Raw genomic sequence first — 15,854 nt, 5'->3', positions numbered from 1 at the left:
ATGACAATTGTTCAAAGCTTGCTTGATGGCAGAACTTCGGCCAAAGAGGTGCCGGACATTCAAGGAGATGCGGCAACGATGAACAGCCCCTTTCTGATTGCTGGGGAACTGGAAGCCGGAAGCCACCGGCTGGTGCAGCGAGTCTACTACGAGGATACGGATTTTTCCGGGCTCGTCTATCACGCGCGCTACCTTCATTTCCTCGAGCGGGGACGCACGGACTATCTGCGTTGTCTCGGCGTGGAACAGCGTGAACTCCTGAATGCCGACGAGGAGGGGCTGGTTTTTGTCGTCCATCGCATGGAGATCGATTTCAAGGGGCCGGCGCGCATGGATGACGTGCTGACGATCCGGACCGTCACCGAAAAGGCTGGCGGCGCCAAGATGGTGCTGTCCCAGGAGATCCGGCGCGACGATATGCTGCTGATAGCAGCTAAGGTCATCATCGCTGTCATCAACGCCAAGGGGCGCCCGCGCCGGCTGCCGGAAAAGCTGGCGGCACAGATGCTGACCGCATCGGAAAGTGCCGGTTGAACTCAAGTTCTCCTTGATCAGTGACGACAGTCTCGTCGAGGGCCGACGGTGATTGACAACTGGCAGCTTGCAATAACTTGAGTTTTATGTGAAGGAATTCGCCGCGCAAGATTTGTCTGCGTTTGCCGCCGGTTTCGTCCGGTCAGTTCTTCCCTGGAGTTAGAATAACCTTCGCCGCCGTTAAATCCTTCATGTTTCGACGCTAACATTCTTTTAACCATAATAGTGTCTTACTGGTTATGTCGGAGTTTGTGCGGTGCACGCCTTCCTTTGACCAAATTTGACGGCAAGAAGGCAGTTGTAAGCTTGGAAGGCTTGACCAGGGCGTTCAGCGGCGGCTGCCAAACAATTCTTGTGAGATCACTTTTAGCCGCCCGGTCTAGCGCCGGGCGTTTGGATTCGGGGATTTTGGATCAATGGAACAAGTAGCACTGGCAGCGGCCACCACACCGGACATCACCCTCTGGTCGCTCTTCATGCAGGCGGGCCTGGTGGTCAAGCTCGTTATGATCGGCCTGCTGGCAGCGTCCGTATGGACCTGGGCGATCGTCATCGACAAATATCTGAGCTACGCGCGGGCACGCCGGCAGTTCGATCATTTCGAGCAGGTCTTCTGGTCTGGCCAGTCGCTCGAAGAACTCTACCGCACGCTTTCGGAGCGCAACAATACGGGCCTCAGCGCCATCTTCGTCGCGGCCATGCGCGAATGGAAGAAATCCTTCGAGCGCGGCGCCCGTTCGCCGATCGGCCTGCAGATGCGTATCGACCGCGCCATGGACGTGACGCTCGCGCGTGAATCGGAACATCTGGTCGCCCGCCTGGGTTCGCTTGCCACCATCGGTTCGGCCGGCCCGTTCATCGGTCTCTTCGGCACCGTCGTCGGTATCATGACCTCGTTCCAGGCGATCGCCGGTTCGAAGTCGACCAACCTTGCGGTTGTTGCGCCGGGTATCGCCGAAGCGCTGCTCGCGACCGCCATCGGTCTGGTCGCGGCTATTCCCGCGGTTATCGCCTACAACAAGTTCTCGGCCGATGCCGGCAAGCTCTCGGGGCGCATGGAAGGTTTTGCGGATGAATTCTCCGCCATTCTTTCGCGTCAGATCGATGAGAAGCTGCAGCCGCGTCAGGCAGCACAGTAAGTAGCGGACAGAACCGGAGTAATTCACATGGCAATGTCTGTTGGAGGCAAGGGTGGCGGCGGTGGCCGCCGAGGCGGTCGTCGCGGCGGCGGCCGGGGCGGCCCGATCGCCGATATCAACGTGACGCCGCTGGTCGACGTCATGCTCGTGCTGCTGATCATCTTCATGGTGGCGGCGCCGATGATGACGTCGGGCGTGCCGATCGACCTGCCGCAAACGCAGGCGGGCGCGCTGAACGCCCAGACCCAGCCCATCACCATCTCGATCAAGGCAGATGGCCAGGTGTTCCTGCAGGAAACGCAGATCGACGTCGCCGAAATCGCCGCCAAGCTGCAGGCGATCGCGACCACGGGCTACAACGAACGCATTTTCGTGCGTGGCGACGGCAAGGCGCCCTACGGCGTGATCGCCGACGTCATGTCGCGTATCCAGGAAGCCGGTTACAAGAATATCGGCCTGGTTACGCAGCAGATAACGGACCACTGACGAACCGACATGAAGCGCAGTCTTGCTACCTCTGCTGTCATTCACATCCTGGTGCTGATCGGCGCCATGGTGACGCTGAGTGCGCCGGCGCCGCTTGAGACGCCGGAAAGCACGGCGATGGATGTCGATATCGTGACGGCGGATCAGCTGCAGCAGGGCGAAAAGAAGGCGCCGGTGACGGATCACGCCGCACGCAAGCCGACGACCAAGCAGGATCAGGTCGCCAACGCCCAGAATACCGGCGAGAACAAAGTCGATATCAAGAACCCGGTCGTGCCGACGCAAAGGCCGGAGAGCGAGACTGCGGCCCTGGCGCCGAAGAAGGTGGATGCGCCCGTTCCGCAGGACGATCCGAAGCCGAACGACGTCAAGACGATCGAACAGAAGGATACCGAAGCCGCGCCCAAGGAAGTGGCCGCCATTCCGCAGCAGAAGCCGGATGTAGTGCCGACGCCGAAGCCCGATCCCACGCCGCCGACCCCGAAGGCCGACGCCACGCCGACCCCGCCGACGCCGCAGCCGACGGAACAAGCTGAAATTCAGCTGCCAAACAACGTCCCCGTGCCGGATGTGAAGCCGCAGCCGACGCCGCCGAAGGCTGCCGAGCCGAAGCCGGAAGTAAAGCCGACGCCGAAGCCGGACGTGAAGGTCGCCGACGCCAAGCCGACGGACAAGACGACGACGCAGAGCACAAGCAAGACCACCTCGGCAGACGACGGCAAGAAGGACGCCGACAAGAAGCGCCAGACGCCAAAGGCCTCCAGCAAGGGCCTTGACGATGGTCTCGCCGATCAGATCAACGATCTTCTCAACAACACCTCGTCGAAAGGCGGCGCGAAGCGCTCATCGCAGCAGGCTTCCGCAGGCGCCGATACCCAGGTCGCTTCGCTTGGCGGCAAGAAGTCGCTTGGCGCCGGAAAGCTCAGCCAGAGCCAGCAGGACGGTTTGCGCGATCTGATTCAGAAATACTGGAACCTCCCACCCGGCCTTGAAGGCGCTGGCGACGTGCGAATCAAGGTGCACTTCAAGCTCGACAAATCCGGACAGATCGTCGGTCAGCCGGAAGCCACGACGAATGGCGGACCGGCTTCGACACAAGGTGCCATGCAATCTGCCGCTGTACGCGCGGTTCTTCGCGCGCAATCGGAGTTCATGACGATTCTTCCGGCGGACAAATATGAGGATTGGCAGGAAGTCGTCGTCAATTTCAGCGCAGCGGATCTGGGGATGTGATGCGGGGAGTGCGGCTTTTGACGAACCACTGTCCCCGTCTCGGCATGAGCTTGCTTGCGGCTTTGGGGATGATGTTGGCTAGTTCCATGTCGGTGCAGGCTGCAAGTCCTACGCAGCCGCATGAAAATTCGACCAGGGACAGTATTCGCTACGCCGTCGCGAGAAACTGGAATGTCGCTCCTGGCCTGGAGGGAGCGAAGCATGTCCGCGTCCATGTGCATTTCAAGCTCAGCCGAAGCGGAGAAATCGCGGGCGAGCCAAAGGTTACCGCAACCGGCGGTCCCAAGGCGACACAGCAAGCCATCGCGGCAAGCGCGATGCGAGCCGTGCTCCGGGCTGCCCCGTTCAAGAATCTGCCAACAGATCACTATGACGACTGGAAAGAAGTCACCCTCAACTTCGAACCGGCTCTCTGACGAATTAATGCTGAAAGGCTTGATACATATGATCAGAAACTCCCTCGTTCGTCTCCTGCTGGTGCTAGCAGGCCTGATGGCTGTGGCATCCACTCCGGCCTATGCCGTGGTCGAGCTCAACATCAACAAGGGCAACGTCCAGCCCATGCCGATCGCTATCACAGACCTTCTGTCGAATGATACGCTCGGCCCGCAGATCTCGAGCGTGATCGCCGCCGACCTGCAGCGCTCCGGACTGTTCGCTCCGATCAACAAGCAGGCCTTCATCGAGAAGATCACCAACCCGGATTCGACCCCGCGCTTCCAGGACTGGACCTCGATCAACGCGCAGGCTCTGGTGACCGGTCGCGTCACGCAGGAAGGCGGCCGCCTTCGCGCCGAATTCCGCCTCTGGGATACGTTCGGCAACAGCCAGATGATCGGCCAGCAGTTCTTCGCCCAGCCGGATAACTGGCGCCGTGTCGCGCATATCATCGCCGATGCGATCTATCAGAAGATCACCGGCGAAAAGGGCTATTTCGATACCCGCGTCGTTTTCGTCGCCGAAAGCGGTCCGAAGACGGCCCGAAAGACGCAGCTCGGCATCATGGACCAGGACGGCGCCAATGTGCGCATGCTGACCGACGGCAGTGACCTCGTGCTGACGCCGCGCTTCTCGCCGAACCGGCAGGAAGTGACCTACATGTCCTTCGCCAACCAGCAGCCGCGCGTCTATCTGCTGCAGCTGCAGACGGGCCAGCGCGAACTGGTCGGCAACTTCCCCGGCATGACCTTCTCCCCGCGCTTCTCGCCGGACGGGCAGCGCGTGATCATGAGTCTGCAGCAGGAAGGCAATGCCAATATCTACACGATGGACCTGCGCTCGCGCACCACGACACGCCTGACGTCGACGGCCGCGATCGATACCTCGCCGTCCTATTCGCCCGACGGCACGCAGGTCGCCTTCGAAAGCGACCGCGGTGGACAGCCGCAAATCTATGTCATGAATGCCGATGGCTCCAATCAGCGCCGCATCTCGTTCGGTAACGGCTCCTACTCCACGCCGGTCTGGTCGCCGCGCGGCGATCTCATCGCCTTCACCAAGCGTGCCGGCGGCAATTTTTCCATCGGTGTCATGAAGCCGGACGGTTCCGGCGAGCGAATCCTGACCTCCGGCTCCTACAGTGAGGGACCGACCTGGGCGCCGAACGGCCGCGTCATCATGTTCTTCCGCGCGCCGTCCGGCGCAAGCGGGCCGCAAATTTATTCGATCGACCTGACCGGTTATAACGAACAGAAGATCCCGACGCCGGGCTTCGCTTCTGACCCGGCATGGTCGCCGCTTCTCGAGTAATGAAGGGCTCGCCACTTTATCGCCGCAAAGTCCTGTGACTGGACCGTTTGGCGACAATTTTAGGACATCATTAACCATACTTGTTGGAATCGGATTAACCGAACCCGGTTACAGTCTGGCAACCCTGATAGAGACTTATAGGAGAGACCGGCCATGAGCCGTACCGCAACCCAGGCCGTTGGCCACATGCAAAACCTCGCACGCAACCCGATCATGATCGCGCTTTTCGTCGGCCTTTCTCTGGCTGGCTGCGCTTCCAAGAAGGGTTTGCCGAACGATGCCAACGGTCTTGGCCTGAACGGTGCCGGCAATGCTACTCCGGGCTCGCCGCAGGACTTCACGGTCAATGTCGGCGACCGCGTTTTCTTCGTTGTTGATAGCTCCTCCATCAGCTCCGAAGCTGCCCAGACGCTCGATCGTCAGGCCCAGTGGCTCGCCCGTTATCCGAACTACTCCATCACGGTCGAAGGTCATGCCGACGAGACCGGCACGCGCGAGTACAACCTTGCTCTTGGCGCACGTCGCGCAGCAGCTGCGAAAAACTACCTCGCTTCGCGCGGTGTTCCCGCGAACCGCATGAAGACGATTTCCTACGGCAAGGAGCGCCCGGTCGCTACTTGCGACAACGAATCCTGCTGGTCGCAGAACCGCCGCGCTGTCACCGTGCTCAACGGCGCCGGCTCCTGATAGGCGAAGAAAGAGCGATCGAAATGCAAAAGGCGGCCTCCTGGCCGCCTTTACTTTTTTGACCACACTTTGGCCGAACTCCGTTGCTTTTTGAGAGCAATTGTAAAAATCTCCTGTTCGAGCCCTCCGGCCCGAAGAATCAATAGGACAGGAAGATCCATATGAAAAAACTTGTCGTGGCGAGCATGCTTTGTCTCGCTGCCGTCGTGGGCAGCGAACGCGATGCTTCTGCCTTGTCGTTGTTCGGAATCCATCTCGGGGGCCGCGAGGCTTCCGCGCAATCGGCTTCCGGCAATTCCCAAAGACAAGCACAATACGGCCAGGCGCCGGTCATCAACGTTCAAAACAGCGATGCCGAAGTTCGCCTGCAGCAACTTGAGGACCAGATGCGCCAGCTGAATGGCCGTGTCGAGGAAATGAGCTATCAGCTGTTGCAGATGCAGGAGACGATCCGCAAGGCGCAGGAAGACAATGAATTCCGCTTCCAGCAGCTTGAAAAGCGCGGCGGCGGTGCTGCGCCGGCTGCCGGTGGAACGATGAAGAAGAGTGAGGCCGACGCGCCTGCCCAGAGCGGCGGCCAGCAGGACGATATTGCCGGCGTCATCACCGATTCGCAGAACGGCAGCGCCGCGCCGCGCGGCGCCGGCGGTGGCAAGCCGCCGAGCCAGCTTGGCTCTATCCAGTTCGACCAGAGCGGCGATCAGATCGGTTCCTCGATGACGGGGGCCAACAATGGTTCGGGCGCGCCGCCAAGCGCGGGCTCCGGCTCGCAGACGGCTTCGCTCGGCAGCGAGAACGACCAATACAAGGCTGCCTACGGTCATGTCCTGTCCGGCGACTATAGCGTCGCCGAACAGGAGTTCCGTCAGTATCTCGACAGCTACCCGAGCAGCTCCCGGGCTGCGGATGCGAATTTCTGGCTCGGCGAAGCGCTTTATTCACAAGGCAAGTATAACGAGGCCGCCAAGACTTTTCTGAATGCGCATCAGAAATATAGCACCTCCGAAAAGGCGCCCGAAATGCTGCTGAAGCTCGGCATGTCGCTTGCGGCGCTCGACAACAAGGACACGGCCTGCGCCACGCTTCGCGAAGTGACCAAGCGTTATCCCAAGGCCTCCAAGGCTGTGACCGGCAAGGTTGCCAGCGAAGAGAAGCGGCTTGCCTGCTGATTGCCATGCCCATTGACGCTGTGACCAGCGGTGCCACAGTCCTGATGCCCGAAGCCGCCGCGACGGAATTTCTTCATTCTCTTTCGAAGCCTGCTCATGTTCTGGTCGCCGTTTCCGGCGGCAGTGATTCCACCGGGCTTCTGATTGCCCTTGCCGAGCGGCTGAAATCTCATCCTCACAAAGATATTACTCTGAGCGCTGCGACCATCGATCATGGTCTGCGCGCCGCAGCAGCAGATGAGGCGCGCGAGGTTGCGGCATTCTGTGCTTCGCGCAGCATTTCGCATTTCGTCCGCCGCTGGGAGGGGGAAAAGCCCGAGACCGGCATCATGGCGGCTGCGCGCGAAGCGCGCTACGGATTGCTCGCAGGCCTGGCCTCCGATGTTTCGGCCGATGTGATCGTAACAGCCCATACGCTTGATGATCAGCGCGAGACGATGGCGATGCGCAGCGCGCGCCGCGGGCAGGGCGGTCATGGCACAGGCATTGCCGATGCGGTCTTGTTCGATCGGCGTATCTGGATCGTCAGGCCGTTTCTCGCCTGTCGGCGGGCGGATATCAGGGCTTTTCTCAAGACGCAAGGCCTATCCTGGTTCGACGACCCAAGCAATGAGGATATAAAATACGAGCGTGTGCGTACGCGCAGAGATCTCCAAGCGGAGCCGATGGCAGGTGTGCCTGTGGATGGCAGCGCCGATCGCGCAGCTCTTTCCAAGAGAGCGGCTGCATGGCTCGATGATTGGGTCACAATTCACGCACAGGCGTCTTGTGTCATCGATCGAGCCGGACTTTCGGCGGATCGGGCAGCTGTCGCTTATGCGCTTTCCTATCTTGCCGCCGTCTTTGGCGGTAAGGCGTATGCGCCTGGACATGTGCAAATGGAGCGCGTTCTCGAATTTGTGAACGGTGCCAGCCCCGGTCGACGTACGGCCGGCGGCGTGGTGTTCGACCTCAGGCGCGATGGACTCTATCTTATGCGGGAAAGCCGCAATATCGCGCCGCTGAGGCTGTTGCCGGGCGAGAAAGGCATTTGGGACGGTCGTTTCGAGATCAGTAATTCGGGCAAGGCCCCGGTTCGGATCGTCGCAGCAGGCACGGAAAATATGATGATTTTTCCGGCGACTATGCCGAAGGGCGTGGTGCTGCGCGCCCGGGCGGCGATGCCGCTCGCGGCGATGGAAGGGGAGGCAAAGGCGGCAGCGGTGACGGTTGTGCCCTATCTTGCGCCCTTCGACCGCTTTTTGACACGATTTGACCTCACATTCGCCAATCGCCTTTCTGCGGCCTTTGGCCGCGAAGCCTATATGCGGCTGCCGCTTTCGGCCCTATAGACGGAAAAAACATGCGGCGATGCGGTTTGCCTTGGCAAGGGCTTGGCGCAACCCTATGTTAGGGATCAAGTAATGCCGTCGCTCAAGCGGCGGAAGTTTCAGTGCTGGGGAGTTCGATGAACCCTAATTTTCGTAATTTCGCTCTGTGGGCAATCATAGCTCTGCTGTTGATTGCCCTGTTCAGCATGTTTCAGAACGCGCCGGCACAAACAGGCTCCAGGGAAATACCGTATTCGCAGTTCCTCCGGGAAGTTGATTCCGGTCGTGTTCGTGACGTGACCGTCACGGGCAACCGCGTTGTCGGCAGCTATGTCGAAAACGGCACGCCCTTCCAGACCTATGCTCCGGTCGTGGATGACAGCCTGCTTGAACGCCTGCAAAGCAAGAACGTCAACATCGTCGGCCGTCCGGAATCGGATGGCTCCTCGAGCTTCCTGAGCTATCTCGGCACGCTGCTGCCGATGCTCCTGATCCTCGGCGTCTGGCTGTTCTTCATGCGGCAGATGCAGGGCGGCTCGCGCGGCGCCATGGGCTTTGGCAAGTCGAAGGCAAAGCTTCTGACGGAGGCGCATGGCCGCGTCACCTTCGATGACGTCGCCGGTGTCGACGAAGCCAAGCAGGATCTGGAAGAAATCGTCGAATTCCTGCGCGATCCGCAGAAGTTCCAGCGCCTCGGCGGTCGTATCCCGCGCGGCGTTCTGCTCGTCGGGCCTCCCGGTACCGGTAAGACGCTTCTGGCGCGCGCCATCGCCGGCGAAGCCAATGTGCCGTTCTTCACCATTTCCGGTTCCGACTTCGTCGAAATGTTCGTCGGCGTCGGTGCAAGCCGTGTCCGTGACATGTTCGAGCAGGCCAAGAAGAATGCGCCTTGCATCATCTTCATCGACGAAATCGATGCCGTCGGCCGTCATCGTGGTGCCGGTCTCGGCGGTGGCAACGACGAACGCGAACAGACGCTCAACCAGCTGCTGGTCGAGATGGACGGCTTTGAAGCCAATGAAGGCATCATCCTGATCGCCGCGACCAACCGTCCCGACGTTCTCGACCCCGCGCTGCTGCGTCCGGGCCGTTTCGACCGCCAGGTTGTGGTGCCGAACCCGGATATCGTCGGCCGCGAGCGCATCCTCAAGGTTCACGCCCGCAACGTGCCGCTGGCTCCGAATGTCGATCTCAAGACGCTCGCCCGCGGTACGCCCGGTTTCTCCGGTGCGGATCTGATGAACCTCGTCAACGAAGCCGCTCTTATGGCCGCCCGCCGCAACAAGCGACTGGTGACGATGCAGGAATTCGAAGACGCCAAGGACAAGATTATGATGGGCGCCGAGCGCCGCTCTTCGGCCATGACCGAGGCGGAAAAGAAGCTCACCGCCTATCACGAAGCCGGTCACGCGATTACGGCGCTTAATGTCGCTGTCGCAGATCCGCTGCACAAGGCGACGATCATTCCGCGCGGCCGTGCGCTTGGCATGGTCATGCAGCTCCCCGAGGGCGACCGCTACTCGATGAGCTACAAGTGGATGGTGTCGCGCCTCTGCATCATGATGGGCGGCCGCGTTGCCGAGGAGCTGACCTTCGGCAAGGAGAACATCACCTCCGGCGCATCCTCCGATATCGAGCAGGCGACCAAGCTTGCCCGTGCGATGGTCACGCAGTGGGGTTTCTCCGACGAGCTCGGCCAGGTCGCCTATGGCGAGAACCAACAGGAAGTCTTCCTCGGCCACTCCGTTTCGCAATCCAAGAACGTTTCGGAAGCAACGGCTCAGAAGATCGATAACGAGGTTCGCCGTCTGATCGACCAAGCCTATCAGCAGGCCAAGGATATCCTCACCTCCAAGCACGATGAGTTCGTCGCACTGGCGGAAGGCCTGCTCGAATATGAGACGTTGACGGGCGAGGAAATCAAGGCGCTGATCCGCGGCGAAAAGCCGGCGCGCGACCTCGGTGACGATACGCCGCCGAGCCGTGGTTCGGCCGTGCCGAAGACCGGCGCCAAGAAGGACGGTTCAGTCGGTGCCAAGGGCGATGAACCCGAAGGCGGTTTCGAACCACAGCCGCGCTAAAGGCGCGAGGCGTTCAATCTCGGTTGAGAGGCCAGCCACCTGTTTCAGGTGACTGGCCTTTTGTTGACTAGCCTTTTGTTTAGGAGAGGGCAGAAGGACGTAACGCTTCCGATGTTGATCAGCCCTTGTGGCAACTGGCGGGTGGGGCAAAGTAATGCGGAGGCAGTAGGCTGTGAATTGGACTATTGTCGGTCTCGACCTGGTATGGTTTTTTAGTGCTTATTAATGGTAACGCGTTGTAATAGGCGTTCTCGGTAATTTAAGTGCCGAGTTTTACAATCTGTGGCATGAGCCACAAGCATCGATGTTTGCAGTGTCGCTTGCTTTGGGGCGGCGATATCGATGCCGCTGCAGTCCCGATGAGGACGCGGCAACGACAGGAGTGCATATGAAACGTCGTTATTTCGGAACTGACGGAATTCGCGGTCAATCCAATATCTATCCGATGACGCCGGATCTTGCCATGCGCGTAGGTATCGCTGCCGGCACGATCTTCCATCGAGGCAGCCATCGCCATCGCGTCGTTATCGGCAAGGACACGCGCCTTTCCGGCTATATGCTGGAAAACGCCATGGTGGCGGGATTTACCGCGGCCGGTGTCGATGCCTTCGTTCTCGGCCCTATCCCGACACCCGCTGTCGCCATGCTGACGCGCTCGCTGCGCGCCGATATCGGCGTGATGATCTCTGCCTCGCACAATCCCTACGAGGATAACGGCATCAAGCTTTTCGGGCCGGATGGCTACAAGCTCTCCGATGATCTGGAAATGAGAATCGAGGAGATGCTCGACAAGGACATGTCGGAGCATCTTGCCAAGTCGGAGAATATCGGTCGCGCCAAGCGTATCGATGGCGTGCATGACCGTTATATCGAACATGCCAAGCGCACGCTGCCGCGCGATGTGACGCTGCAGGGTCTGCGGATCGCCATCGACTGTGCCAACGGCGCCGCCTACAAGGTCGCTCCGGCCGCTCTTTGGGAGCTTGGCGCCGACGTCGTCACCATCGGCAATGAGCCGAACGGCACGAATATCAATCTGAACTGCGGCTCCACCAGCCCCGTTGCCCTGCAGAAAAAGGTGGACGAAGTCCGCGCCGATATCGGTATCGCGCTCGATGGGGATGCCGACCGTGTCATCATCGTGGACGAGACCGGCACGATCATCGATGGCGACCAGCTGATGGCCGTCATTGCCGAAAGCTGGGCCGAGAGCCAGACGCTGCGCGGCAATGGTATTGTCGCAACCGTGATGTCCAATCTCGGCCTCGAGCGCTTCCTGGACGATCGTGGCATGTCGCTTGCGCGCACGGCCGTCGGCGACCGCTATGTCGTCGAGCATATGCGCCAGCACAATTACAATGTCGGCGGCGAGCAGTCCGGCCACATCGTATTGTCCGACTATGGCACGACGGGCGACGGCCTCGTGGCTGCGCTGCAGATCCTTGCTGCGGTGAAGCGCACGGGCAAGCCGGTCAGTGAAGTCTGTCGCCGTTTCGAACCGGTACCGCAGCTGCTGCGCAATGTCCGCATTTCCGGCGGCAAGCCACTGGAGGACATTCAGGTGCGCCAGGCAATTGCCGATGCGGAAAGCGAGCTTTCCCGCAACGGCCGTCTGGTGATCCGCCCTTCCGGCACCGAGCCCCTGATCCGCGTCATGGCGGAAGGCGACGATCGCGGCCAGATCGAACGTATCGTCGGCGGACTGATCGACGTGATCTCGAGTGTGCGTTCGGCCGCTTGAGCAAACGAAAGAAGTAATTCCGGAATAATACTATGGCCGCCTCGTCGAGGCGGCCATAGCATTTTCAGTTTCGGCATGATGGTCAGCCTACTGGAACATTTCTCCGGGATAGGCGCCCCAAAGCTTGTCCTGCCTGACATAGCCTCTGGCGGAATGCTCCCGGACCGAAACACGACACCAGGTTCCGGTGCAGGATTGCAGCGAGACCAGTACGCGCGGCTGCAGCTCCGCGATTGCCTTGGCGGCGGGATTCGGATCGGTGCGCAGCATGGCATTCTTCGTCAGCCAGGGGGCGACTACGGCCGTCCGTGTTCCGGAGAGCAGGGCGCTGTGCATCCAGCCGGTCACTCCGGTATCATCGCGGACCTGTCGCCAATGGCCGTATTCATCGATGATTTCCAAGGGAAGACCCGGCTTCATATAGATCCATTTCGTGGCATAGATCGTTGAAGGTCCGACGCGCATGCGCGCCTTATGAGCTCGGAGCGAAACGTAGCGCGGGATCGGCAAGCCCGTCTCGCGCCCTTTGTTCCAAGCAGTGGCCGTGGCTGCCGCCGGCTTGACCGGCATCGTGCCTGCCAGTGTGACGGAGCTCAAGAAGATAAGAGCAAGGCCCAGGCTGGCCCATATTGTTCGACGGTAAGTCAGCGACTTCCTCCTGAATTATCTCCCGGCCGAAGCACTGTAATGGTTCGTTTCTTGCCAATTGGTTTAGAGGGTCGGGCCTGGCTTTGTGCCCGGACGCTGTGTTCCTGTGAGGAAATAGAGGAAGCGGGTAATCGTATCCCATTCTCTTTATTTAAAAATCAATGTTCTCTAATATATAAAATAAAGTATAATTTCTGAATAAACAGGGTAAATATTCGTAGTTAATCAGGTTTTAACTCCTTTTCATCATTATCCCTGTCATGTCTTTTCAATTGGCAAGCATTTGCTGTGCCAAGGGCAAGAAATTTGGAGCCAAAGCCATGATGAAAACCCTGATAGGGGCACTTGCCACTTTGCTTGTTGGCACGTCGGCCTTTTCTGCTGATCTCTATACACCGGAACCGGTTCAGCCGGCGCCGGAAGTGACCGTCGCCCAATCCAGCGGCTGGTATCTGCGCGGCGATGTCGGCTATGCCTTCACGAACCTGCGCGGTGCCAACTATTTCCAGGGCTCCAATTCCAGCCTGGTCGATTTCGATCGTGCGAAGCTGGACGGCAATGTCACGCTCGGCGGCGGTGTCGGTTACCAGATCAACAACTACCTGCGCACGGACTTGACGCTCGATTATCTCTTCAAGTCCGACTTCAAGGGCTCCACGAAGGGCGATTGCGGCGCCTGCGGCCCGGGCTTTACTCCGACCGCGGCGACCTCGCGCGATCTCGCTTCGCTGACGGCCTATAGCTTGCTTGCCAACGCTTATGTCGATCTCGGCACTTACGGCATCTTCACCCCCTATGTCGGTGGCGGTCTCGGCGGCACCTATGTCAAGTGGAGCAATCTGAAGAACACGTCGTGCTCGGACGCCAACCCGGATTCCTGCGACGGCTCGGTCACGCATAATGGCCGCGGCAGCTGGCGCTTCACCTATGCGCTGATGGCCGGCACATCCATCGACCTGAGCTGCAATCTCAAGGCCGATGTTGGCTATCGCTACCGTCACGTTCAGGGCGGCGACATGTTCGGCTACAACGAGAATGGCGGTCCCGGCTACGACAAGGGTCTGAACCTGCACGAAGCCCGCATCGGTGCCCGCTACACCTTCGGCGGCTGCCAGACCGCAAGCTACATGCCGCCGGCCGATATCCCGGTTCAGCCGTCGGTCTACAAGTAAGCAATATCCAATCCAGGTTATTAAAAAGCCGTCCGGTTTCTTCCGGGCGGCTTTTTCTTTTTCCCATTCCGTTAAGTAATTCCGCGCTGTTTTAAAGCTTCATTAACCATGAATTCCCTATGGTTAATGAAATGAGAATGGCCGCCTTCCTGCATCGGATCCTCTTTTTGAGGATATTGCGAGGAAGCACAGGCCAGCCGATTCGACGCGCGGGCGTCGGCCCGAGGATGGAAGGCGAGGGGTAATGATCCGTTTTGACGCTTTGGCGCTGGCCGCAGCGATGGCAGGCGCATCGGCGGGTATTGCCTTTGCGGCCGATGCAGCACCACCGGAAATCAAGATGCCGGAGGTCAGCGTCAAGGATGCCAGGGGATGGTATGTGCGCGGCGATGTGGGCTATGCGGTCAACGCCAGCCGCACGGATACGAGACTTCGTGCCTATGATCCTGCGGGTGGCGATTACAGTTCGAGCAGTTTTGATTCCACCCGGTTCGGCGGGGATTTCTCCGGCGGCCTTGGTATCGGCTATCAATTCAACGATCTGTTTCGCGCCGACGTGTCAGGCGATTTCTTCAGCGGTGATTTCAATGGCCGCATTTCGAGCGATTCGCCGTGTTCCGGCGGGGCCGGCGGCACGGGATGCTCCACGAAGGCCCGTTCCTCCTTCAGGGCCGGCAGCCTCATGGTCAACGGCTATGTCGATCTCGGGACGCTTGCGGGTTTCACGCCCTATGTCGGCGCCGGTCTTGGTGCCACGCGGGTTTCCTGGAACAGCGTCAATGTCACCGGCTCCTGTCTTGATGGCGCATCGGGTTGTGGCGGTGCTGCGTCGGTCAGTGCTCGATATCCTGGCGAAAGTGACTGGCGCATGACCTATGCCTTGATGGCGGGTGTCGCCTATGAAGTCGCGCCGAATGTGAAGGTCGATCTCGGCTATCGCTTCTCCCATATCGCCGGCGGTGACATGTTTGGCGATTCTGCGGCCAGCGCCACCACAGGCCGCGACGGGGCATTGTCGCGTCACGAAATTCGTGTCGGCCTGCGGATCACCACTTGGTAAGGCTCATCGCCTATGGCGTCGTCAGCACATAGGCGATGCGGCGAAAGAAATCCAAGGTTCGAAAAATGTGCGCCGGAAAACGCCGCAGGGCAGAAGATTTGGCTGCTCGATAATCGCGGCGCCAGCCGATCATGGTCGTTCTCTGCAGCCGGCTGAAACCGGCAATATTCGCGCGCGTGCTGACGATGGATATATGCATGTCCCAGCCGCGCTCGACGGCTACATCCCAGGGGAGCGACATCACAGAGAGCGATTTCACGATCTTCTCGGCGCCGCGGCGCGTGACGAGATAGCAGGCGGTGGAACCCTGTGGACCGAACAGGCAACGCCCGACGATATCTCCCTTGAGGCTGCGCGCCATGGCGCGAAAGCCGTTCCAACGGTGATTGACAAGCTTGATGAGATCGGCGGCTGGCGCGGCTTCCCTGGCTGCCGCGGCACGTGCCAGAAACTCGGCATCCAAGGCGACATCGTCTTCGATGATGATGGCTATTTCGCCGCCATTTGCCAGAAACTGGCGCAGAGCCGTCAAGTGACTGCGGTAGCAGCCGTATTCGCCGGGCAGAATGGTCCGGCCATGTCGGCGCTGGAAACGGACATGGTCGACATCGATCCATTGGTCGCGTGGGACGAGCGCGCCATCGATGCCATCGATGCGTTCGAATCGGAAGCCGAATTCCTCGCTTTGCCGCTGGATCTCGGCCAGCCGCTCTGCCGCGCGATCGATATTGATCAAATAGACCGGCATGGCCTGTACGGGCATCAAAGGGTTTTCGGCGAGTGCAGTTAGGGACATCGGGCACACTTGTTATTTCTATCGGCGCAAAATTGGCGCGCTCACCGTC

The 15,854-nt window shown here is 59.8% G+C and carries 15 protein-coding genes; 13 read left to right on the top strand and 2 right to left on the bottom strand.

Features of this window, described 5'->3' with window-relative positions; all coding sequences use genetic code 11:
- The first annotated feature begins 78 nt into the window (after positions 1-78).
- The 11 genes from ybgC (at position 79) to glmM (ending at position 12,129) form a co-directional block, all read left to right on the top strand.
- Positions 79-534: a tol-pal system-associated acyl-CoA thioesterase gene (ybgC, locus tag AC13RC_RS22505; protein WP_069611881.1), complete on the top strand. Its 456-nt coding sequence runs from the start codon at positions 79-81 to the stop codon at positions 532-534.
- A 416-nt stretch (positions 535-950) separates the two neighbouring features.
- Positions 951-1,673 (top strand): protein TolQ, encoded by a 723-nt coding sequence (gene tolQ, locus AC13RC_RS22500; protein WP_047629119.1) that lies wholly within the window; start codon positions 951-953, stop codon positions 1,671-1,673.
- A gap of 27 nt (positions 1,674-1,700) precedes the next feature.
- Entirely contained in the window at positions 1,701-2,159 is a 459-nt protein-coding gene (tolR, locus tag AC13RC_RS22495) for a protein TolR (protein WP_069611827.1), read from the top strand.
- A gap of 9 nt (positions 2,160-2,168) precedes the next feature.
- Positions 2,169-3,392 (top strand): hypothetical protein, encoded by a 1,224-nt coding sequence (locus tag AC13RC_RS22490; RefSeq protein WP_112720710.1) that lies wholly within the window; start codon positions 2,169-2,171, stop codon positions 3,390-3,392.
- A gap of 86 nt (positions 3,393-3,478) precedes the next feature.
- Positions 3,479-3,808: a hypothetical protein gene (locus tag AC13RC_RS22485; RefSeq protein WP_488558444.1), complete on the top strand. Its 330-nt coding sequence runs from the start codon at positions 3,479-3,481 to the stop codon at positions 3,806-3,808.
- 28 nt (positions 3,809-3,836) lie between these two features.
- Entirely contained in the window at positions 3,837-5,141 is a 1,305-nt protein-coding gene (tolB, locus tag AC13RC_RS22480) for a Tol-Pal system beta propeller repeat protein TolB (protein ID WP_069611824.1), read from the top strand.
- Between the two features lie 153 nt (positions 5,142-5,294).
- The gene (pal, locus tag AC13RC_RS22475) at positions 5,295-5,828 is read left to right on the top strand and encodes a peptidoglycan-associated lipoprotein Pal (protein WP_069611823.1); all 534 of its coding nucleotides are present in this window, start codon (positions 5,295-5,297) and stop codon (positions 5,826-5,828) included.
- Between the two features lie 161 nt (positions 5,829-5,989).
- A complete protein-coding gene (gene ybgF / locus AC13RC_RS22470) occupies positions 5,990-6,997 on the top strand; it encodes a tol-pal system protein YbgF (RefSeq protein ID WP_113330344.1) in 1,008 nt (335 codons plus the stop codon).
- 5 nt (positions 6,998-7,002) lie between these two features.
- On the top strand, positions 7,003-8,328 hold the full coding sequence (gene tilS, locus AC13RC_RS22465; RefSeq protein WP_488558443.1) for a tRNA lysidine(34) synthetase TilS: 1,326 nt from the start codon (positions 7,003-7,005) through the stop codon (positions 8,326-8,328).
- Positions 8,329-8,444: 116 nt separating this feature from the next.
- Positions 8,445-10,388 carry an ATP-dependent zinc metalloprotease FtsH gene (gene ftsH, locus AC13RC_RS22460; protein ID WP_113330342.1) on the top strand — a complete coding sequence of 648 codons (1,944 nt, stop codon included), beginning with the start codon at positions 8,445-8,447 and terminating at the stop codon, positions 10,386-10,388.
- Between the two features lie 388 nt (positions 10,389-10,776).
- Entirely contained in the window at positions 10,777-12,129 is a 1,353-nt protein-coding gene (gene glmM / locus AC13RC_RS22455) for a phosphoglucosamine mutase (RefSeq protein ID WP_113330341.1), read from the top strand.
- 87 nt (positions 12,130-12,216) lie between these two features.
- Here the strand turns inward: glmM and AC13RC_RS22450 are convergent, their stop codons facing one another.
- Positions 12,217-12,699 carry an SH3 domain-containing protein gene (locus AC13RC_RS22450; RefSeq protein WP_233788675.1) on the bottom strand — a complete coding sequence of 161 codons (483 nt, stop codon included), beginning with the start codon at positions 12,697-12,699 and terminating at the stop codon, positions 12,217-12,219.
- Between the two features lie 398 nt (positions 12,700-13,097).
- Here AC13RC_RS22450 and AC13RC_RS22445 point away from each other — a divergent pair, with 398 nt between their 5' ends.
- Positions 13,098-13,949: an outer membrane protein gene (locus AC13RC_RS22445; RefSeq protein ID WP_069611818.1), complete on the top strand. Its 852-nt coding sequence runs from the start codon at positions 13,098-13,100 to the stop codon at positions 13,947-13,949.
- 244 nt (positions 13,950-14,193) lie between these two features.
- On the top strand, positions 14,194-15,009 hold the full coding sequence (locus AC13RC_RS22440) for an outer membrane protein (RefSeq protein WP_488558442.1): 816 nt from the start codon (positions 14,194-14,196) through the stop codon (positions 15,007-15,009).
- 10 nt (positions 15,010-15,019) lie between these two features.
- Here the strand turns inward: AC13RC_RS22440 and AC13RC_RS22435 are convergent, their stop codons facing one another.
- On the bottom strand, positions 15,020-15,805 hold the full coding sequence (locus AC13RC_RS22435) for a glycosyltransferase family 25 protein (RefSeq protein ID WP_229002024.1): 786 nt from the start codon (positions 15,803-15,805) through the stop codon (positions 15,020-15,022).
- Positions 15,806-15,854: the final 49 nt, after the last annotated feature.

The sequence above is a fragment of the Martinezella sp. CNPSo 3890 genome, assembly GCF_057784455.1.
Note: the sequence above shows the minus strand (reverse complement) of the source record. Positions and strands in the feature narration are given on the sequence as shown.